Source organism: Bradyrhizobium altum (assembly GCF_020889705.1).
Classification (GTDB): domain Bacteria; phylum Pseudomonadota; class Alphaproteobacteria; order Rhizobiales; family Xanthobacteraceae; genus Bradyrhizobium; species Bradyrhizobium altum.
The window spans coordinates 1-19,934 of record NZ_JACMYP010000172.1 but is presented as its reverse complement, the minus strand read 5'-3'; the positions used below and the strand labels follow the sequence as shown (position 1 = coordinate 19,934).

Here is a 19,934-nt window from a genome sequence, read left to right as displayed (position 1 = left end):
ACCACCGTCTTGTGTAATCGAATTCGCCGGGGCCCCAGCGTCGCACAACAATTGCATCCTGTGGTTATGGGTCCCGGCTCGCGCTTCGCTTGGCCGGGACGACGGCGGATGGAGCTACCCGCGCCGCGCCGCTTCCAGCGCCTGCGGCGTGTCGATGTCGAGGAAGGCGCTGTTGCCTTCGACCGGGACCTCGGCGACCACCTCGACATGCTTCGCGATCAGATGACGGGCGCCGATGTCGCCGTCGAGCGTCATCAATTCCCTGAAGAAGCGCCGTGACCACAACACCGGATTGCCGCGGCGGCCCTCGCTGACGGGGATCGCGATCAGATGGCCGCGGTCGGGTGCGAAGTTTTCGATCAGGCGATCGATCAGCTTCGCATCGATCAGCGGCATGTCGCCGAGGCAGACGACCGCGCCATCGGCGCTGTCGGAGACCGCCGAGATGCCCGCCTTCACCGAGCTGGCGAGCCCGCCGGCAAAATCCGGGTTGCGGACGAACTTGACCTTGAGTCCATCAAGCGCCTGCTCGACCAGATCGGCCTGATGCCCGGTGACGACGATCACCTCCGAGGCCTTCGAGGCCAGCGCCTGCTCGGCGACGATGCGCGCGAGCTTCTTGCCGTCGATCTCGGCGAGCAGCTTGTTCGGGCCGCCCATTCGGGTCGAGCGGCCGGCGGCGAGCACGATCGCCGCGACATTGCGGTTGCCTTCGGTATCGGGAACGGTGCGCGGCTGCGGCCGCGTCACGATCTCCATCAACAGGCCGCCGACGCCCATGCCAGTGAGATCCGATCGCCTCACCTTGATGCCGGCAAGCAGCCGCATCAGCACCCAGTCAAAGCCGTTCTCGACCGGCGAGCGCGCGCAGCCCGGCGCGCCCAGCACCGGCACGCCGCCGGCGCTGCCGATCAAAAGCAGATTGCCGGGATCGACCGGCATGCCGAAATGCTCGATCGCGCCGCCGATCTCGGTGATCGCGGCCGGAATGACGTCGCGGCGGTCGGCGATCGCCGACGCGCCGAACACGATGACGAGCTCGGCGCCGAGGCCGAGCAATTCCTTGATCGAGGCCGCGAGCACGGTCTCGTCATGCGGCACCCGGCGCTCGGCGATGATGGCGGCGCCGGCCGGCGCGAGCCGTTCGGCGGTGACGCGCAGCGTCTTATCGATCACCTTCGGCGCGAGGCCCGGCAGCAGCGTCGAGACCACGCCGACCTTCCGGATCACGTAAGGCGCGATCCGCAGCGTACCCTTGCCGGCGACGGCCACGGCGGCATCGCGCAACCGGCCCTCGACGCCGAACGGGATCAGCTTGACGGTCGCGATCATCTCGCCTTCGACCACCGGCTTGAACGCCGCGAGCGTTGCAAAGGTGATGGCCTCGTCGACGCCGTTGATGCGATCGACCGCGGCGCGGTCGACCACCAGCACGCCGGGGCGTGCCGCGAACAGATTGGCGCGGCCGGTGAAGGCGCGCTCGACATTGACGCCCTCGCCCGCCACCGCCTGCGCGATGCTGGCGGCCGCGACGTCCTCGGAGACATCGCCCTCCTCGAGCCGCACCACGACGACGTCCTTGACGCCGGCTTTGGTCAGCGCCTCGACCTCATCAGGGCCGATCGTGGTGCCCTTCTTGAGCACCAGCGTGCCCTGGCGGAGCGTATGCACGGTGACGCCGCCAATCGCGTCGGCCGGACTGGCGGGACCGAACTTCATGCCGCTTCTTCTTTTTCTTTGGGAGGCAGACGCAGCTGCGCGGTGATCTCGGCCATGATCGCGACCGCGATCTCCGACGGCGACACCGCGCCGATGTCGAGGCCGATCGGCGCGTGGATGCGCGCGATGTCGCTGTCCTTGGCGCCCTGCGCGCGCAGCCGCTCAGCACGCTTGGCATGGGTCTTCCGCGAGCCGAGGGCGCCGATGTAGAAGCAGTCGCGGTCGAAGGCGTGCAGCAGCGCCGGATCGTCGATCTTGGGATCGTGCGTCACCGCGACGAACGCGGTGTAGTGATCGACGTTGAGCGGCGGCAGCGCGACGTCGGGCCATTCGGCGACCAGCGGCACGTCGGGGAAACGCTCGGGGCTTGCAAAGGCGGTGCGCGGATCGACCACCGTCACGTCGTAGTCGAGCGAGCGCGCCAGCGGCGCCAAGGCCTGGCTGATATGGACCGCGCCGATGATCACGAGCTTTGCGGTCGGCGCGTAGACGTTGAGGAACAGCTTCTTGCCCGCGACCTCGACATTGCCGCTCTTGCCCATCCTGAGCTGCTTGGCAAGCTCGGCGCGCAGCGGATCGGCGGCGACGTCCTTGGCCTTGACCAGCCGCTGCTCGCCATTGGCGGTGTCGGTGACGATGATGACCGGGCGGCGCGCGGCGCGCTCGGCGTTCAGCTCCTTGAGGACCTCGAGTTTCACGACAAGTGCCCCGTTTCCGAAGTTCGTACCTCTCTCGCGGCGCCCTCTCGTACGAACTTCGGAAACAAGAGGCGCACTTGCAACTTAACGATTGTAGTGCCGCTTATCGATTTGAAGTTCCTGAACCGCACGCGCGGCATACACTACAGGAACTTCAAATCGGCGGCACTACCCGACCTTCTCGACGAACACGCGGATGGTGCCGCCGCAGGACAGGCCGACATTCCAGGCCGTCTCGTCGGCAACGCCGAATTCGAGCATTTTTGGCTGGCCGCTCGCGATCACGTCGAGCGCCTCGGTGACGACCGCGCCCTCGACGCAGCCGCCGGACACCGAGCCTAAGAACGTGCCGTCGTCATTGATGACGAGGCTCGAACCGGCCGGGCGCGGCGCCGAGCCCCAGGTCTCGACCACGGTGGCGAGCGCCACGCCGTGGCCCTGTTTCTGCCAGGTCTCGGCAGCCTGAAGGATGTCTTCGTCGCGGTTCAGCATGGTGGCCTCCTGCTATCGGGTCAGGCTTCTTAGGCTACAGAGCGGATCAGGCTGCGGTGGTGCGCCGGCGGCGGGGATGACAGCGCCCCGATCAAGCCCTTGATGGACGTCAAGTTATGCACCGGGCGAAATTCGTCAACGTGGGGCAGCATCATTTTGATGCCCTGGGCCTTGGCCTCGAAGCCGGAATAGCGCAGCAGCGGGTTGAGCCAGATCAGGCGGCGGCAGGAGCGGTGCAATCGGTCCATCTCGAAGGCCAGTTTGGCATCGGCCTCGCGTTCTAGTCCATCGGATATAAGGAGGACGATGGCGCCCTGCCCGAGCACCCGGCGGGCCCAGAGCTGGTTGAAGGTGTGCAGCGAGGTCGCGATCCGCGTCCCGCCGGCCCAGTCCTCGACCGAGGACGTGCAGCTCGCCAGCGCCTCGTCGGGGTCGCGCGCCCGTAACGCGCGCGTCACATTGGTTAGGCGGGTGCCGAACAGGAACACCGAGACCCGCTTGCGGTAGTCGGTGATGGCATGCAGGAAGTGCAGGAACAGGCGGGTGTACTCGCTCATCGAACCGGAGATATCGAGCAGCGCCACGATCGGCGCCGGCTTCTCGATCCGGCCGAGCTTTCGGATATCGATGATCTCGCCGCCGGTGCGCAGCGAGTTGCGCACGGTGCGGCGCATGTCGAGCCGCAGGCCCCGCGCATCCGGCTGGTAGCGGCGGGTCACGAGCTCGGCCTGCGGCAGCCGCATCCTGGCGATCTCGCGCGTCACCTCGGCGATCTCGGCCGCGGTCATCTGCGCAAAATCCTTCTTCTGAAGCACCTCCTTGTCGGAGACCGAGAGCTTCAGCTCCTGCTCCTGGGCCTGCGGCCGCTCCTCGCTCTTTGCCGGCTGCGCCATCGCCTCCTGGACGCGGCGCGAGGCCGGCGGCGGCTTCTTCCTGGCGTGGTCGGGCAGCGGGACGGAATCCAGCATGCTCTTCCACTCCTCGGCGGCGCGGAAGAACAGCTCGAAGGCCTGGCGAAAGATCAGCGCATGCTCATGGCGCTTGACGAAGATCGCCTCCAGCGTGGCGTAGAAGTCGGAGCGATGCCCGACCTCGATCAGCTGCAGCGCATCGAGCGCATCGATGACCGAGCCCGGCCCGACCGGGAGCCCGGCCGCCCGCAGCGCGCGGGCAAAGCCGATCACGTTGTCGGCCATGTGGCCCGTCGGAGGCGCGAGGTGGTTGATCGGCATCGAACTATCCACTCCCGTCATTCCGGGGATCGCGAAGCGAGAGCCCGGAATCCATACTCACGATGGTGGTTATGGATTCCGGGCCTGCGCCTGACGGCGCATCCCGGAATGACGAACGATGTTGTGACGCGCGAGCCTTACGTCTCGCTCGTCGCTTCCTTCAATGTCTTCTGCAACGCATCGCCCTGCATCCGCGCGATGTCGTCCTGGTATTTCAAGAGCGCGCCCAGCGTGTCGCCGACCACCTGCGGCGTCAGCGAGCGCGCGTCGAGCTCGGACAGCGCGGTGGCCCAGTCGATGGTCTCGGCGACGCCCGGCGACTTGTAGAAATCCTGGTTGCGCAGCGCCTGCACGAAGCGGACCACCTGCTGCGACAGCTTCGCGGAAATGTTCGGCACCCGCGACTTGACGATCGCGAGCTCGCGGTCGGCTGTGGGATAATCTACCCAGTGATAGAGGCAGCGCCGCTTCAGCGCGTCGTGGATCTCGCGAGTGCGGTTCGAAGTAATGATGACGATCGGCGGCGCCGGCGCCTTCACGGTGCCGAGCTCGGGGATGGTGACCTGGAAGTCGCTGAGGATTTCCAAGAGATACGCCTCGAACGCCTCGTCGGCGCGGTCGAGCTCGTCGATCAGCAGCACCGGGGGACCTGCGACGTCGGGCTCGAGCGCCTGCAGCAGCGGCCGCTTGATCAGGAAGCGTTCGGCGAAAATGTCGCTCGCAAGCTGGTCGCGATCGGTGTCGCCGGAGGCTTCCGCGAGCCGGATCGCGATCATCTGCGCCGCGCTGCTCCACTCATAGACGGCAGAGGCGACGTCGAGACCTTCATAGCATTGCAGGCGGATCAGCTTGCGCCCGAGCGCCGCCGACAGGACCTTTGCGATCTCGGTCTTGCCGACGCCGGCCTCGCCTTCGAGGAACAGGGGCCGCCCCATGCGCAGCGCGAGATAGGTCACGGTCGCGAGCGACCGTTCGGCGAGATAGCCGCGCGACGTCAAGAGCTGCTCGAGCGCATCGACGGAAGTGGGTAACGCCGATGCACTCATGGAACGGCCAGTCTTCGAACAGGGGTTAGCAAAATCACGCCGTGCGTTTAGGTCTTGGATCTAGACCTTACGATCTAGATCTCGGGATCCAGTCCCTTGGATCTAGTCCTTGGCGTTGGCGGCTTCCACCGCCCTGCGCGTCAGAACGCCGATCAGATGCGCGCGGTATTCCGCACTGCCGTGCAGGTCGCTGTTCAGCCCGTCGGCGGGAACCGCGATGCCGTCGAGCACCTTGTGCGAGAAGCGCTTCTTCAGGGCCTCCTCGAACGCGGTGACGCGGAACACGCCGTCGGAGCCCGCGCCGGTGACTGCGACACGCACGTCGGACGGACGCTTGGCCACGAACACACCGACCAACGCATAACGCGAGGCCTGGTTGCGAAACTTCACATAGGCCGCCTTCTTCGGCAGCGGGAACATCACCTTGGTGATGATCTCGTCGGCCTCCAGCGCGGTCGTGAACAGGCCCTGGAAATATTCCTCGGCCTTGAGGCGGCGCTTGTTGGTGACGATGGTCGCGCCCAGCGCCAGCACCGCGGCCGGATAGTCGGCGGTCGGGTCGTTGTTGGCGAGCGAGCCGCCGATGGTGCCGCGGTGGCGCACGGCGGGATCGCCGATCATGCCGGCAAGCTCGGCCAGCGCCGGGATCGCCTCGCCCACGACCGCGGAGTTCGCGACCTCGGCGTGCTTGGCGGTGGCGCCGATCACCAGCGAGCGGCCCTTCATCTCGATCGTGTCGAGGCCTTCGATGTGGGAGAGGTCGACCAGATGCGGCGGGCTCGCGAGCCGCTGCTTCATGACCGGCACCAGCGTATGACCGCCGGCGATCAGCTTGGCGTCCTCGTTCTTCACCAGGAGGTTGGCGGCCTGCCGCACGGTGCCGGGGCGATGATATTTGAATTCGTACATTGGAATGTCCTGATCGCAGATCGCGACGAATGGCTGATTAAGCGAGATCCAACTTCGCCATCGCCTTGGCACCGGCGGCGATCGAAGCAACGATGTTCTGGTAGCCGGTGCAGCGGCACAGATTGCCTTCCAGCTCTTCGCGGATCACCTCGTCGGAAAGGTCGTGGCCCTTGCGATGCACAAGGTCGACGGCGGTCATGATCATGCCGGGCGTACAGAAGCCGCATTGCAGGCCGTGATGCTCGCGGAAGGCCTCCTGCATCGGATGCAGTGGCGCGCCATCGGACGCCAGCCCCTCAATGGTCTTGACCTCATGACCGTCGGCCATCACCGCAAGCGTCGTGCAGGACTTCACCGCCTTGCCGTCCAGATGCACGACGCAGGCGCCGCACTGCGAGGTGTCGCAGCCGACATGGGTACCTGTCAGCCGCAGGTTTTCGCGCAGAAACTGGACCAGAAGGGTACGGGGGTCGACATTCGCGTTAACGGGGTTACCGTTCACGATCATTGAAATCTTGGCCATCAGCACTCTCTTATCTGCGCCACCGCATATCGGCGAAGCAGGCGGTTTAAAATCATTCCAGACGGCATAATATGGGCGCGCCCCGCGATGGGCAACCTTTCGAGCCACCCATCCAGGACATAACGGCAAGGCATGGCGGGGCCTGAATGAGCCGGCCCGCCTGCAGGGTTAACCCTGCACCGCTTTGGCGAAATTTGCAAAAAATTCGTCCGCCAGCTTCTTGGCGGCGCCGTTGATCAGGCGCTGGCCGAGCTGGGCGAGCTTGCCGCCGATCTGCGCCTCTACGTTGTAGCTCAGCAGCGTGCCGCCATCCTTGTCGGCGAGGCCGACGGTGGCGCCGCCCTTGGCGAAGCCGGCCACCCCGCCCTCGCCTTCGCCTGAGATCTTGTAGCCGTTCGGCGGATCGAGATCACTCAAGGTGACCTTGCCCTTGAAGCGGGCGGAGACCGGGCCGACCTTCATCTTCGCGGTGGCGCGGAAGCCGCCCTCGTCGGTCTTCTCCAGCTCTTCGCAGCCGGGAATGCAGGCCTTCAGCACCTCGGGATCGTTGAGCTTGTCCCACACAGCCTGGCGCGGCGCTGCAAGCTGGACTTCGCCGGTCATTGTCATGGCCATGGGGGGACCTCCTCGATCGCAAGAAACCTTTAGCCCCAAGTAAAGCAGCCGGGACGCAAAGGAAAGGGCACCTTCGGAGGATGAGCGATGCATATTCGCACCGCAGCAAGACGCGTCCGCCGTTCACAAAATCGCGCAATCGCCGCTGCCGAAATTGGCGGCAGCGGCGGGCCATTGGCAGGAGCGCGCGACAGTGGTTAGGTCGCGCGCCATGAGCACAGCCCTGTCCCCCCTGCTTGCGCCGATGCTGTCGAGCGCCGCGATGCGCGCGGTGTGCGACGACGCCGCCACCCTGCAGAACATGCTGAATTTCGAGGCCGCGCTGGCCCGCGCCGAAGTGGCCTGCGGCGTGATTCCCGCGGCTAGCGCGGGACCGATCGCTAGCGCCTGCAAGGCCGAATCATTCGACCTCGCCGCGCTGGCCGATGCCGCGACGCGATCAGGCAACCTGGCGATCCCGCTGGTGAAGGCCCTCACCGCCAACGTCGCCAAAAAGGATGCCGAGGCGGCGCGCTATGTGCATTGGGGCGCGACCAGCCAGGACGTCATCGACACCGCGACCATGCTGTCGCTGCGCGCCGGCATCGATGCGCTGCTCGCCGATCTCGACCGCGCCATTGCGGGTTTTGCCGGGCTTGCCCTTGCCCATCGCAACACCGCGGTGGTGGCGCGGACCTGGCTGCAGCATGCGCTGCCGATGCCGTTTGGTCTGAAGCTGGCCGAATATGCCGCGGCCCTGCATCGCTCCCGGAAGCGCTTGCTGCGCCTGCGCCGCGAGACGCTGGCCGTGCAATTCGGTGGCGCCGCCGGCACGCTTGCCGCGCTCGGCGACAACGGCCTGGCGGTCGCAGCCTGCCTTGCGAAAGAGCTGGATCTGCCCCTGCCGGATGCGCCCTGGCACACCCACCGCGACCGCATCGCGGAGGCCGCGTCGGTGTTTGCGATCCTCGCCGGCAGCTGCGGCAAGATCGCGCGCGACGTCTCGCTGATGATGCAGACAGATGTTGGCGAAGCCTTCGAGCCCGCGGGCGCCGGCCGCGGCGGCTCCTCCACCATGCCGCACAAGCGCAATCCGGTCGCCGCCGCGAGCGCGCTGGGGGCTGCGACCATGGCGCCGAACCTCACTGCCACGATCTTCGCCGCGCAGGTGCAGGACCATGAGCGCAGCGCCGGTCCCTGGCACGCGGAATGGCCGACCCTGCCGACCTTGATGCTGGTGACCTCGGGCGCGCTCGCCGCCATCGTCGATCTCGCCGAAGGGCTCGAGGTCGATGCCGCGCGGATGCGCGTCAATCTCGATGCGACTCATGGGTTGATCATGGCGGAAGCCGTCACCTTTGCGCTGGCCGAAACAATCGGCAAGAGCGACGCTCATCATCTGATCGAAGCCGCCAGCAAGAAAGCGGTCGCGGAGAAGAAGCATCTGCGCGACGTGCTGTCGGCGGAGACCAAGGTCACCGCGCATCTCGATGCCAAGCGCATCGCAGAACTGTTCGAGCCGATGGCCTATCAGGGTGCCTCGCAGGCGCTGATCGACCGCCTGCTGGCTTCACTGGATGACAAGTAGCGGGATGACGAGAGGGACAAAACGATGCCGATGATCAACGCCGATGGGTGCCTGCTCAACGTCCAGGTGGATGGCCGCGACGGCGGACCGACCTTGATGCTGTCGAACTCGCTCGGCTGCACCTTGCAGATGTGGGAGCCGCAGATGCGGGCGCTGACGCAGATGTTCCGCGTCATCCGGTACGATCGTCGCGGCCACGGCAAATCCGGCGTGCCGGCCGGCCCCTATTCCATGGAGCGGTTTGGCCGCGACGTGCTTGCGATCCTCGACGACCTCAACATCGAGAAGGTGTACTGGTGCGGCCTGTCGATGGGCGGCATGGTCGGGCAATGGCTCGGCGCCAACGCCCCTGAAAGATTCGGCAAGATCATCCTCGCCAACACCGCCTGCTACTATCCCGATCCGACCAACTGGCTGAACCGCATCAAGGCGGTGAAGGAAGGCGGCATCGCGGCCGTCGCCGATGCCGTGATCGCGGGCTGGCTGACTGCCGACTTCCGCGAGCGCGAGCCGGAGACCGCCGCGCGCATGAAGGCGATGCTGCTGGCCTCTCCCGTCGAGGGCTATCTCGCCTGCTGCGAAGCGCTGTCGACGCTCGACCAGCGCGCGCTGCTACCGAAGATCAAGAGCCCAACCCTGGTGATCGCGGGAAAGCAGGACATGGCAACGCCGGTGTCGGCGGGTGAAATGATCCGCAGCGGCATTCCCGGCGCCAGCATGACACTGCTCGATGCCGCGCACATCTCCAATGTCGAGCAGTCGCACGCCTTCACCGAAGCCGTGGTCGGCTTCCTGACGCAACGTTAGGAAACAAAGGTCGCTCGCGGAATCGCCGCGCGACCCCAGCCATTTTCTAGAAAATCCACTCTATTTCGATTGCATCGCATCCTGACGCATATCAGAATGGCCAAATTTCAACCTTAGGATGCCCCATTGATCAACCGACAAGGATAGGCACCGTAATTTTTGAGGGATTCAAAAGTGATTACGATGGAGGATCTTCGCCGCAAGCTGGCGCACCCACGCCCCGGCGGCGCCATTCTTTTTCTGGGCGCTGGCTTTTCCGACGGAGCAACCAACAGTCGGGACGTACCGGTACCGCTTGCCAAGGATTTTGCGGCGGAACTGTCGCAAGCCATCGGCGAGAACAGCTCCGTTCCCCTGACGATCCTGTCGGAAATCTATCAGGAACAGAACGGCGATCCGCTCGCTTTGGTGAAGCTGATCAAGTCGACATTCTCGATCAAGAACATCACCGAACAACAGCGAACAGTTCTCAACTACCCCTGGAAGCGCATCTACACCACCAACTATGACGACGTTGCCGAACACGTCGCCGCCCCCAACGGAGCACGACCTCGGTCGTTTTCCCGCGCATCGATCCCGCTCACATTCGAGGGTGACGATCGCCACATTGTTCACATCAATGGATATGTCGGGGCAATCGACAGCGAAACCACGATCGACGACTTCGCCCTGACGTTCACGTCCTATATCGATTCAAACCTGTTTGCTTCCGGCTGGGCGGCGACGCTGCGGCAGGACTTCCTGCTTTCGGACCTGATCGTGTTCGCCGGCTATTCGCTCTACGACACCGACATCTCCCGAATCCTGGGCGAGAACCCGAACCTGAAGGAGAAGACGGTCGCGATCCAGTGGAAGGGGCTATCCAACGCGGACGAGCGGTTTCTGAAGCATTTTGGAAGCGTGCTGAAGGTCGGAAACGAAGGCCTCGCAGAGGTCATCTCCGAAGTTTTGACGAACGGAATTTCCGCGACCAATGTGCTGGGTCCGGAAAACTTCGAAGAAGTCCTGCTGCCTGCGATGCCGGTGGCCGAAACCATCACGGACAGGGACGTTGCGGCGCTGCTGATCCGGGGCGTTTATGACCGAAAACTGTTCTGGTCGTCGAAGCTGTCCCCCTCGCGAGAGTATGTCGTCAATCGCGCGATAGCAGCGAACATCGTCGCTGCCCTCAACAACGAGGGATCGAGCGTGGTGATTCATGCCCAGACGGGCAACGGGAAAACGCTCGTGCTGGAGCAGATCATATTCCAGCTGCTATCCGCGAGGCTGCGGGTCTTCACCTTCGCTCGCCGCTCGGACGTATTTGCCTTCGATATCGAATTCTTCAGCAAGCTGACCGACTACGTCATCGTCGTCGAAGAGTTGATCGACAACGATGACCTGCTGGCTCCGCTGTTTTCGCAACTATCGCGCGCCCGGATCGTTTTGACGGCGCGCTCGTCGGCATTCGAGATCAAGCTAACGGAACTGAGGCACGTGGTTCCAAAATCCACGGTCGAGTTCGACGTCAACAAGATACTGGAGGTCGACGTCGCGGCCCTGATCAGAATTCTCAATTCCGGCGCGTATTGGTCAAACTTTCCGAAGGCGAAAACGTCCTCCGACAAGGAGAAGATCATTGCGCGAGATTGCCGATACGAGATGCAATCGGTCATGCTCGGCGTGGTGGGCTCGGTGTCGGCCGACGAAAAGATCCGGGCCTATTTCGGTCGCGGCACGAACGAGGGGCAGCCGGCGATTGTCCTGGCTCTCATCATGAACGCGATCGAAATGCGCCCGACCTACGAGTTCCTGTCGGAACTGCTGGGATTCGACGTCTTCAAGATCAACTCGATGATCAAGGACAGCTACGTACGGGAGTTCTTTGCGCTTTCCGGAATCGAGGTGCTGGCACGATCGCCCATTCTGGCGCGATACGTCCTGAAGAACATCGTTTCGGATCTCGTCATCTTCGATGTCCTGAAGCGCGCGCTGGCAACCAGTTCCGAGAGATTCAGGCGCGCGGAACGGTACCGAACCTTCAACAGCAAGGTGATGCAATTCTCGAACATCGACTCCCTGATCGGTGTGACGAAGAACAAGTATCTCAAGATCGCCGACTTCTACGATCAGGTGGGCAACCTGGGTTACAAGGACTTCAGCCCCTACTACTGGCTGCAATACGCAATCGCCGCCAGCTCGTTCGGCGACTACACCGCAGCGAACCGATATTTCATGGAGGCCATGAAGATCTTGGATCGCCGCTCGGACTTCTATCGCTACAAGATCGAGAACAGCTACGCCCAGTTCCTGATCGAGAGCAGGTCCAAGACGAACCTGTGGTCTGATTTCTTCGAATCTTTCCAGAAATCCAGCCAGCTTGCGATGCAACAAACCTACATGAAGAGCACCGGCAACCACCCCTTCAAGGTGGTGATGCTTTTCCCGGAGTTTGTCGAAATGCGCGTGATCGCGTTTTCGAAGAAGCAGAAGGAAATGACGCGCGCCATCCTCATCGAATGGACGAAGCGGATCGAGGAGCTGAAAGCCGTAAGGCCATCGAGGATGCTCACCACCGCAAGGAAGAGCATCTTCGATTGCCTTGAGATTCTGGATGAAAGCGATAAGTAGTGCTTGCCAGCTACGACCGGCTACCACGCTAGGGATACGATGGACGACAATCAGCGCCGTGACGACGGCATGACGCAGCGCCGCAAGGTGCTGGGCAATGAATGGGTCGACAAGTCGATCAAGAACCGCAACGCGTTCAACACCGACTTCCAGGACCTGATCACGCGCTATGCGTGGGGCGAGATCTGGACCCGGCCGCATTTCGATCACCGCACGCGCCGCGTGCTGGTGATCGGCACCATGGTCGCGCTCGGCCAGTGGGACGAGTTCCGCCTGCATGTGCGCGCAGCGCTCAGCGAAGGCGGCTTCACGCCCGAGGACATCAAGGAGATCCTGCTGCAGCAGGCGATCTATTGCGGCGTGCCCGCGGCCAATCACGCCGTCAAGGAAGCCGGCGCGATCATCGCCGAACTAGGGCTGCTGAAGGGATAGCTCGCTCGCCGGTGTGCTGGCCTCGGCGGCCGGTGCCTTGGTGGCGGACGACTCGACAGTTCGCTTCGGCGAGGTCTCGAACAGCATCACGATCGCGGTGCCGAGCAGCATCAGAAGCTCGGCCGCATGCATGCGCAACGCTTCGATCTCGCCGACCTTGGATGCCATCATCATGCTGGCGAAGCTCAGCACGCTGCCGAGGCAGAGCGCCACCGCCAGCGCCTCGTCGGCGCCGCTGCTGGTCCTGCGCAACGGCGAGAACGCGGCCATCGCGAGGAAGACCGCGAAGAACGCCACCACTGTGATCCGCGCCAGCGCCAGCAGCCATGCCAGCCGCACCGTCGCCATCTTGCCGAGGTGCAGGTAGTCGCTGGCGTAGAGCGCGATCGATACGCTCGGTCGCTCATAGAGGCCGTGGATCGGCGACACCATGATGCTGAAGGCGATGATGGTCCAGACCGGAATGAAATAGGCCGCAAGCAGCGCGCCGTTGAAGGAGCTGATCCGCCAGTTGCTCGACATTGCCGCTTCCCGCTTCTCTCCGGCGCCTTTTGGATCGGCGACGGTTCAGCCTGCGAGGTAACGCCGATCGATTGCCAGCAGCAATTTAAACCCTTTGTTAAGGTTAAGCGCGGTGCGATGGTTCCGGATCGATGCGATCGGGCCCGGCCAGGAGGACCTGCGCCGGCCGAGATAAAGGGGGTAAAATGACCGAAAGAACCCGCGTTTTCGTCGCGACGCCCTGTTTCGGCGGCGACCTGAAGATGGCCTATGTGCTGTCCGCCCTGAAGCTTCAGGCTGCGGCCACTGCCCGGGGCATCGACATCCAGTTCCACCTGATAGGAAACGAATCGCTGATCGTGCGCGCCCGGAACGAACTGGCCCACCAGTTCCTCGTATCCGGCGCCAGCCATCTCCTGTTCATCGATGCCGATATCGGGTTCGAACCCGAGGCCGTGTTCCGGCTGCTGGATTGCGGCACCGATGTTGCGGCCGCGGCCTACCCGCTCAAGCACATCGATTGGGCAAAGGTGCAGCGGGCTGCGGAAGCCAAGCGCAAGAACCTCGCGTCTTCCTCGCTGGACTATGTCGTCACATGGGAGGGCGACCAGCTCACGGCTCGCGGCGATGGCTTCGCCAAGGTCCGATATGCCGGAACCGGCTTCCTGATGATGAAGCGATCCGCCCTCGTCAGGCTGTGCGACGCCCATCCCGAGCTCAAATATCGGGCGAACCACAAGAGCAACGACCTGAACACCGGCGACTTGGTTCGCGCCGACCTCGACCGCCTCTCGCTGTTCGAATGCATGATCGACAAGACGACCGGCGAGTATTTGTCCGAAGATTACGCCTTCTGCCGGCGCTGGATCGACCTCGGCGGCGAAATCTGGCTGGACCTTCGAAGCGAGCTCACGCATTTCGGTTCATATGCCTTCCGCGGCCGCTTCGCCGATCAGTTGGCCTGAACAACACAGCCAGAAACAGAACACCCAAAGAAGGACAAGTCCCAAACAAGAAGGGCTTCGCCATTCGGCGAGACCCTCTTGTTGCATCTGCTCAATTGCCCCGAATGAGTGCTCCGGATTGGGCTTCTGGCCCTGCCGGCGCGGATCCTGCTGCTCCCCGGGCTTCAGATTGCCGCCGTGGCTCGGCCAACACGGGTTCCGGCGCGATCATTGCAAGGCAACGAGGTGTCGACCCTGTGACATCGGAACCGCACCCGCCGAAGTAGTTATGTAAAAGCCCTCGTCTGCTGCTGCCACGCTGTTGCCGCCGCCGGGGTTCCACTGTTAGAAAATACCACGACGCGACGGATCAGGCTGCCGGGGGCCCTCGGCGCGTCACCCCTCGAGTTACGGCAGCGCATGGATTATTTCGCCCAGCAACTGATCAACGGCCTCGTGCTCGGTTCGATCTATGGCCTGATCGCCATCGGCTACACGATGGTCTACGGCATCGTCGGCATGATCAACTTCGCCCATGGCGACATCTTCATGATCGGCGGCTTCATCGCGCTGATCTCGTTCCTGGTGCTGGTGTCGCTCGGCCTCACCGCGATCCCCCTGATCCTTCTGATCGTGCTGCTGGTCTCGATGGCGATCACCGCGCTCTATGGCTGGACCATCGAGCGCATCGCCTACCGGCCCTTGAGGCATTCGTTCCGCCTGGCGCCGATGCTGTCGGCGATCGGCATGTCGTTCGTGCTGACCAACTTCTCGCAGGTGTCGCAGGGTGCGCGCGTCAAGCCGGTGCCGCCGATCATCACCGGCGGCTACACACTGCATGAAGGCGCGTCCGGCTTCGCCGTTCAGCTCTCCAACATCCAGATCATGGTCGTGCTCGCCACCATCGTGGTGCTGGCACTGTTCACCTGGCTGGTGTCGCGCACGCGGCTCGGGCGCGACATGCGCGCCTGCGAGCAGGACCAGACCATGGCCGCACTGCTCGGCGTCGACGTCGACCGCACCATCTCGATGACCTTCGTGATCGGTGCCGCGCTCGCCGCCGTCGCCGGCATGATGTACCTGCTGTATTACGGCCTGGTCGATTTCTTCATGGGCTTCGTTGCCGGCATCAAGGCGTTCACCGCCGCCGTGCTCGGCGGCATCGGCTCACTGCCGGGCGCGATGCTCGGCGGGCTCTCGATCGGCCTGATCGAGACGTTCTGGTCGGCCTATTTCTCGGTGGAGTACAAGGACGTCGCCGCGTTCTCGATCCTGATCGTGGTGCTGATCTTCATGCCGACCGGCCTGCTTGGCCGTCCCGAAGTCGAAAAAGTCTGACAGGCACTTCGTGAGCGCGACCTCAGCCCGCCCATCGCCCGCCGCGCAGCCCTCGGGCAGCGCCTTCATTCTCAAGAAAGCCCTGATCAGCGCATTGGTCGCGCTGGTGCTGTTCTCGCTGATGATCGGCGTGCGCACCGAGGCCGGACCGCAAGGCGGCCTGATCTACTGGACGCGGTTCGGCGACCTCGCCGCCCTCGTCGCCACCGTGTTCGGCGGCAGCATCGTCGTCGAGCTGCTGCGGCAATGGTGGGGGCCGGTCGACAAGGACAGCATTGTGCCGAAGCCGGTGCAATCGGCGATCTCCTTCGCCGGCCGCTGGCTGGCGCCTGCGCTCCTGGTGTTCACCTTCCTCGTGCCGGTCATCTTCTACAACCAGCGCTACATTCTCGATCTGTCGATCCTGGTCCTGACCTATGTGATGCTGGGGTGGGGACTAAACGTCGTGGTCGGGCTCGCCGGCCTGCTCGACCTCGGCTATGTCGCCTTCTATGCGGTCGGCGCCTATTCCTACGCGCTGCTCGCGACCAATTTCGGATTGTCGTTCTGGGTCTGCCTGCCGCTCGCCGGCATCCTGGCGGCGTTCTGGGGCGTGCTGCTCGGCTTCCCGGTGCTGCGGCTGCGCGGCGATTATCTGGCGATCGTGACGCTCGCCTTCGGCGAGATCATCCGCCTCGTCATCATCAACTGGCAAAGCCTGACCGGCGGCCCCAACGGCGTCTCGGGAATTCCGCGCCCGACCATGTTCGGCATTCCACTGACGCCGGGCGATGACGGACTTGCCGCCAAGCTCGGCATCGAGTTCTCGCCGACCCACCGCCTCGTGTTCCTGTTCTATGTGATCCTGGCGATGGCGCTGCTCACCAACTGGGTGACGATCCGGCTGCGGCGGCTGCCGATCGGCCGCGCCTGGGAGGCGCTGCGCGAGGACGAGGTCGCTTGCCGCGCGCTCGGCATCAACACCACAACCACCAAGCTGACGGCGTTCGCGACCGGTGCGATGTTCGGCGGCCTGGCCGGCGCATTCTTCGCCACCCGGCAGGGCTTCATCAGTCCGGAGTCCTTCACCTTCCAGGAATCTGCGCTGGTGCTTGCGATCGTCGTGCTCGGCGGCATGGGCTCGCAACTTGGCGTCGCGCTTGCGGCGCTCGCCATGATCGGCGGCTTCGAGCTGTTTCGCGGCCTCGATCAATACCGCATGCTGGTGTTCGGCATCGCGATGGTGCTGTTGATGATCTGGCGGCCGCGCGGACTGATCGGCCATCGCGCGCCAACCGTATTCCTGGAGCGCAACCAGGCGATCTCCTCCGACCTCGTCAAGGAGGGCCACGGATGAGCGGCGACCACATCCTCATCGTCGATCGCCTGATGATGCGCTTCGGCGGCATCGTCGCGGTCAACGAACTCTCCTTCGCCGCCGAGCGGCGCAAGATCACCGCGCTGATCGGGCCGAACGGCGCCGGCAAGACCACCGTGTTCAATTGCATCACCGGCTTCTACCGGCCGAGCGGCGGCGCGATCCGCCTCGCCCATGATGACGGCCGCACCATCCAGCTCGAGCGGCTGAACGATTTCCGCATCTCCAAGCAGGCCAAGGTGGCGCGCACCTTCCAGAACATCCGGCTGTTTCCCGGCATGACCGCGCTGGAAAACCTGATGGTCGCCCAGCACAATGCTCTGATGCGCGCCTCGGGCCTGACCCTGCTCGGCCTGCTCGGCCTGCCGTCCTGGCGCGAGGCCGAAGCGCGCGCCATCGAGCTGGGGCGGACCTGGCTCAACCGCGTCGGCCTGCTCGACCGCGCCGACGACGCCGCGGGCAATCTGCCCTATGGCGACCAGCGCAGGCTCGAGATCGCGCGCGCGATGTGCACTGAACCTGCGCTGCTCTGTCTCGACGAGCCCGCGGCCGGACTGAACGCGCGCGAGAGCGGCGGCCTTAACGAGCTCTTGCTGTCGATCCGCAACGAACAGGGCACCTCGATCCTCTTGATCGAGCATGACATGTCTGTGGTGATGGAGATCTCCGATCACATCGTGGTCATGGACTACGGCGTCAAGATCGCCGAAGGCACGCCGCAGGCGGTGCGCGACGACCCCAAGGTGATCGCCGCCTATCTCGGCGCCGACGAGGAAGAGGCGATCGCCGTGATGGAGAGCGGCACGTGAGCGCGGCAGCGATGACCACACCCCTGCTCGCGGTGCGCGGCGTGCACGCGGCGTACGGCAAGATCGAGGCGCTGAAGGGCGTCGACATCGCGATCAATCGAGGGGAGATCGTCGCCCTGATCGGCGCCAATGGCGCCGGCAAGTCGACGCTGATGATGACGATCTTCGGCCGGCCGCGCGCCCGCGCCGGCACCATCGAATTCGACGGCCACGACATCACCGGCGTGCCGACCCACGAGATCGCGCGGCTGCGCATCGCGCAATCGCCCGAGGGCCGGCGGATTTTTCCGCGCATGAGCGTCGCGGAAAACCTGCAGATGGGCGCCGATGCCACCGAATGCAGCGAGGCCGAACGCGAGGCCGGGCTGGAGCGCGTGTTTGCGCTGTTTCCGCGTCTGAAGGAGCGCGTCGTACAACGCGGCGGCACGCTGTCGGGCGGCGAGCAGCAGATGCTCGCGATCGGCCGCGCCCTGATGAGCCGGCCGCGCCTATTGATGCTGGACGAGCCCTCGCTCGGCCTGGCGCCGCTGATCGCGCGCCAGATCTTCGACGCCATCCGCACGCTGAACCGGCAGGACGGCCTCACCGTGCTGATCGTCGAGCAGAACGCCAACCATGCGCTGAAGCTCGCCCATCGCGGCTACGTCATGGTCAACGGCCTGATCACGCTGGCCGGAACCGGCGCCGAATTGCTGCAGCGCCCGGAAATCCGCGCCGCCTATCTGGAAGGCGGCCGCCGCGGCTAGCTCAGCCCTGAGCGCCGCCCCTTGCAGCAGGATGAGGCTGATGCAGCGTCGATTTGCCTGAAAATTGCCGGTGACTTCGCCGCGAAATCAGCCGAGAATGCCCGCGGTTTTGGGGCCCGGCGTGCCGGGCCCTTCCGCAAGAGGCAACGACCACGAGGGACGTCTCATGAAATCACTGAAGCTGATCGGCCTGGCACTGGGCGCTTCGTTCGCATTATCGGCGAGCGCGTTCGCGCAAGACATCACCATCGCAGTCGCGGGCCCGATGACGGGCTCCGAATCCGCTTTTGGCCGGCAGATGAAGAACGGCGCCGAGCAGGCAGTCGCCGACATCAACGCCGCCGGTGGCGTGCTCGGCAAGAAGCTCGCGCTGGAAGCCAACGACGATGCCTGCGATCCGAAGCAGGCGCGCTCGATCGCGGAAAAGATCGGCTCCGCGAAGATCCCGTTCGTGGCCGGCCACTTCTGCTCGTCGTCATCGATCCCGGCCTCCGAGGCCTATGCCGACGCCAGCGTCCTGCAGATCACCCCGGCCTCGACCAACCCGCTGTTCACCGAGCGCAAGCTGTGGAACGTGGCGCGCGTCTGCGGCCGTGACGACCAGCAGGGCCTGGTCGCCGCCGACTACATCATGAAGAACTTCAAGGGCAAGAACGTCGCGATCCTGAACGACAAGACCACCTACGGCAAAGGCCTCGCCGACGAGACCAAGAAGGCGCTGAACAAGGCCGGCTTCCAGGAGAAGATGTTCGAGTCCTACAACAAGGGCGACAAGGACTTCAACTCGATCGTCTCGCGCCTGAAGCGCGACAATATCGATCTGGTCTATGTCGGCGGCTACCATCAGGAAGCCGGCCTGATCCTGCGCCAGATGCGCGACCAGGGCCTGCAGACCGTGTTGATGGCGGGCGACGCCATGAACGACAAGGAGTTCGCCTCGATCACCGGCCCCGCCGCCGAGGGCACGCTGTTCACCTTCGGCCCCGATCCGCGCAACAAGCCGACCGCGAAGGCGATCGTCGAGAAGTTCAAGGCCAAGAACATCGATCCCGAAGGCTACACGCTCTACACCTACGCCGCGATGCAGGTCTGGACGCAGGCCGTCGCCAAGGCCGGCACCACCGACGCCAAGAAGGTGATGGACACCATCAAGGCCGGCGACTGGGACACCGTGCTCGGCAAGATGGGCTTCGACGCCAAGGGCGACATCAAGGCGATCGACTACGTCGTCTACAAGTGGGACGCCAAGGGCAACTACACCGAGATCAATCCGAAGGGCTCCTGAGCCTCTCGCGCCCGATCCCATCAGCGATACGAAAAACGCCCCGGTCAGCCGGGGCGTTTTTTGATCTGATACCTGCAAGTCGTACCGCAGGCGCCCGCGCCGGGCGGTTGATGCTTCCGCCGCGGCTGCTATACCGGATCGATCGGACAGCAGGCGGACGGACTCGATCGTGAAAAACCTTCTCATCGATATTGCCGGCGTCAGCGTCGGCCACGCCGACGACGCGGTGATCGCCTCCGGCGTCACCGCCATCCTGTTCGAGCGGCCGGCGGTGGCCTCGATCGATGTCCGCGGCGGCGGCCGG

At 64.3% G+C, this 19,934-nt stretch carries 20 protein-coding genes; 11 read left to right on the top strand and 9 right to left on the bottom strand.

The features are described 5' to 3' along the window. Positions 1-114: 114 nt before the first annotated feature. The 8 genes from H8B02_RS32100 to H8B02_RS32065 form a co-directional block, all read right to left on the bottom strand. Positions 115-1,719 (bottom strand): NTP transferase domain-containing protein, encoded by a 1,605-nt coding sequence (locus tag H8B02_RS32100; protein WP_229169890.1) that lies wholly within the window; start codon positions 1,717-1,719, stop codon positions 115-117. Then, the gene (locus tag H8B02_RS32095) at positions 1,716-2,417 is read right to left on the bottom strand and encodes an XdhC family protein (RefSeq protein WP_229169889.1); all 702 of its coding nucleotides are present in this window, start codon (positions 2,415-2,417) and stop codon (positions 1,716-1,718) included. The genes H8B02_RS32100 and H8B02_RS32095 overlap by 4 nt, the downstream gene beginning before the upstream one ends. 168 nt (positions 2,418-2,585) lie before the next feature. Beyond that, on the bottom strand, positions 2,586-2,909 hold the full coding sequence (locus tag H8B02_RS32090; RefSeq protein ID WP_021077800.1) for an XdhC family protein: 324 nt from the start codon (positions 2,907-2,909) through the stop codon (positions 2,586-2,588). A 29-nt stretch (positions 2,910-2,938) separates the two neighbouring features. Next, positions 2,939-4,141 carry a vWA domain-containing protein gene (locus H8B02_RS32085; RefSeq protein ID WP_176530354.1) on the bottom strand — a complete coding sequence of 401 codons (1,203 nt, stop codon included), beginning with the start codon at positions 4,139-4,141 and terminating at the stop codon, positions 2,939-2,941. Positions 4,142-4,278: 137 nt separating this feature from the next. After that, positions 4,279-5,187: an AAA family ATPase gene (locus tag H8B02_RS32080; protein ID WP_229169888.1), complete on the bottom strand. Its 909-nt coding sequence runs from the start codon at positions 5,185-5,187 to the stop codon at positions 4,279-4,281. 102 nt (positions 5,188-5,289) lie between these two features. Then, positions 5,290-6,096 carry an FAD binding domain-containing protein gene (locus tag H8B02_RS32075; protein WP_229169887.1) on the bottom strand — a complete coding sequence of 269 codons (807 nt, stop codon included), beginning with the start codon at positions 6,094-6,096 and terminating at the stop codon, positions 5,290-5,292. A 37-nt stretch (positions 6,097-6,133) separates the two neighbouring features. After that, complete coding sequence (locus tag H8B02_RS32070; RefSeq protein WP_229169886.1) at positions 6,134-6,619, bottom strand: (2Fe-2S)-binding protein; 486 nt, start codon at positions 6,617-6,619, stop codon at positions 6,134-6,136. 168 nt (positions 6,620-6,787) lie between these two features. Continuing rightward, the gene (locus H8B02_RS32065) at positions 6,788-7,234 is read right to left on the bottom strand and encodes an SRPBCC family protein (RefSeq protein ID WP_016840413.1); all 447 of its coding nucleotides are present in this window, start codon (positions 7,232-7,234) and stop codon (positions 6,788-6,790) included. A 211-nt stretch (positions 7,235-7,445) separates the two neighbouring features. Here H8B02_RS32065 and H8B02_RS32060 point away from each other — a divergent pair, with 211 nt between their 5' ends. The 4 genes from H8B02_RS32060 to H8B02_RS32045 all read left to right on the top strand — a co-directional run bounded on the left by H8B02_RS32060 (position 7,446) and on the right by H8B02_RS32045 (position 12,650). Next, positions 7,446-8,801, top strand: coding sequence for a 3-carboxy-cis,cis-muconate cycloisomerase (locus tag H8B02_RS32060; protein ID WP_229169885.1), 1,356 nt, complete (start codon positions 7,446-7,448; stop codon positions 8,799-8,801). Between the two features lie 24 nt (positions 8,802-8,825). Further along, positions 8,826-9,608, top strand: coding sequence for a 3-oxoadipate enol-lactonase (gene pcaD / locus H8B02_RS32055; protein WP_229169884.1), 783 nt, complete (start codon positions 8,826-8,828; stop codon positions 9,606-9,608). Between the two features lie 183 nt (positions 9,609-9,791). Next, a complete protein-coding gene (locus H8B02_RS32050; RefSeq protein ID WP_229169894.1) occupies positions 9,792-12,218 on the top strand; it encodes an SIR2 family protein in 2,427 nt (808 codons plus the stop codon). A gap of 39 nt (positions 12,219-12,257) precedes the next feature. After that, entirely contained in the window at positions 12,258-12,650 is a 393-nt protein-coding gene (locus H8B02_RS32045; protein ID WP_229169883.1) for a carboxymuconolactone decarboxylase family protein, read from the top strand. On the opposite strand, the gene H8B02_RS32040 is transcribed toward H8B02_RS32045, so the two are convergent. Beyond that, positions 12,630-13,172: a hypothetical protein gene (locus tag H8B02_RS32040; protein ID WP_229169882.1), complete on the bottom strand. Its 543-nt coding sequence runs from the start codon at positions 13,170-13,172 to the stop codon at positions 12,630-12,632. The two genes, H8B02_RS32045 and H8B02_RS32040, sit on opposite strands and share 21 nt — an antisense overlap. A gap of 185 nt (positions 13,173-13,357) precedes the next feature. Between H8B02_RS32040 and H8B02_RS32035 the strand changes: the two genes are divergently transcribed. The 7 genes from H8B02_RS32035 to H8B02_RS32005 all read left to right on the top strand — a co-directional run. Then, positions 13,358-14,116, top strand: coding sequence for a hypothetical protein (locus tag H8B02_RS32035; protein WP_229169881.1), 759 nt, complete (start codon positions 13,358-13,360; stop codon positions 14,114-14,116). 399 nt (positions 14,117-14,515) lie between these two features. Beyond that, complete coding sequence (locus H8B02_RS32030; RefSeq protein ID WP_229169880.1) at positions 14,516-15,433, top strand: ABC transporter permease subunit; 918 nt, start codon at positions 14,516-14,518, stop codon at positions 15,431-15,433. Positions 15,434-15,443: 10 nt separating this feature from the next. Further along, on the top strand, positions 15,444-16,769 hold the full coding sequence (gene livM, locus H8B02_RS32025) for a high-affinity branched-chain amino acid ABC transporter permease LivM (protein WP_312001405.1): 1,326 nt from the start codon (positions 15,444-15,446) through the stop codon (positions 16,767-16,769). After that, a complete protein-coding gene (locus tag H8B02_RS32020; protein WP_229169879.1) occupies positions 16,766-17,599 on the top strand; it encodes an ABC transporter ATP-binding protein in 834 nt (277 codons plus the stop codon). Before livM ends, H8B02_RS32020 begins: the two co-directional genes overlap by 4 nt. Positions 17,600-17,610: 11 nt before the next feature. Then, positions 17,611-18,345, top strand: coding sequence for an ABC transporter ATP-binding protein (locus tag H8B02_RS32015; RefSeq protein WP_229169892.1), 735 nt, complete (start codon positions 17,611-17,613; stop codon positions 18,343-18,345). 166 nt (positions 18,346-18,511) lie between these two features. Continuing rightward, positions 18,512-19,630, top strand: a complete 1,119-nt coding sequence (locus H8B02_RS32010) for a branched-chain amino acid ABC transporter substrate-binding protein (RefSeq protein WP_229169878.1) — start codon at positions 18,512-18,514, stop codon at positions 19,628-19,630. Positions 19,631-19,799: 169 nt separating this feature from the next. Beyond that, positions 19,800-19,934, top strand: a 135-nt coding sequence (locus H8B02_RS32005; RefSeq protein ID WP_229169891.1) for a P1 family peptidase, incomplete at its 3' end; no start/stop codon positions are given.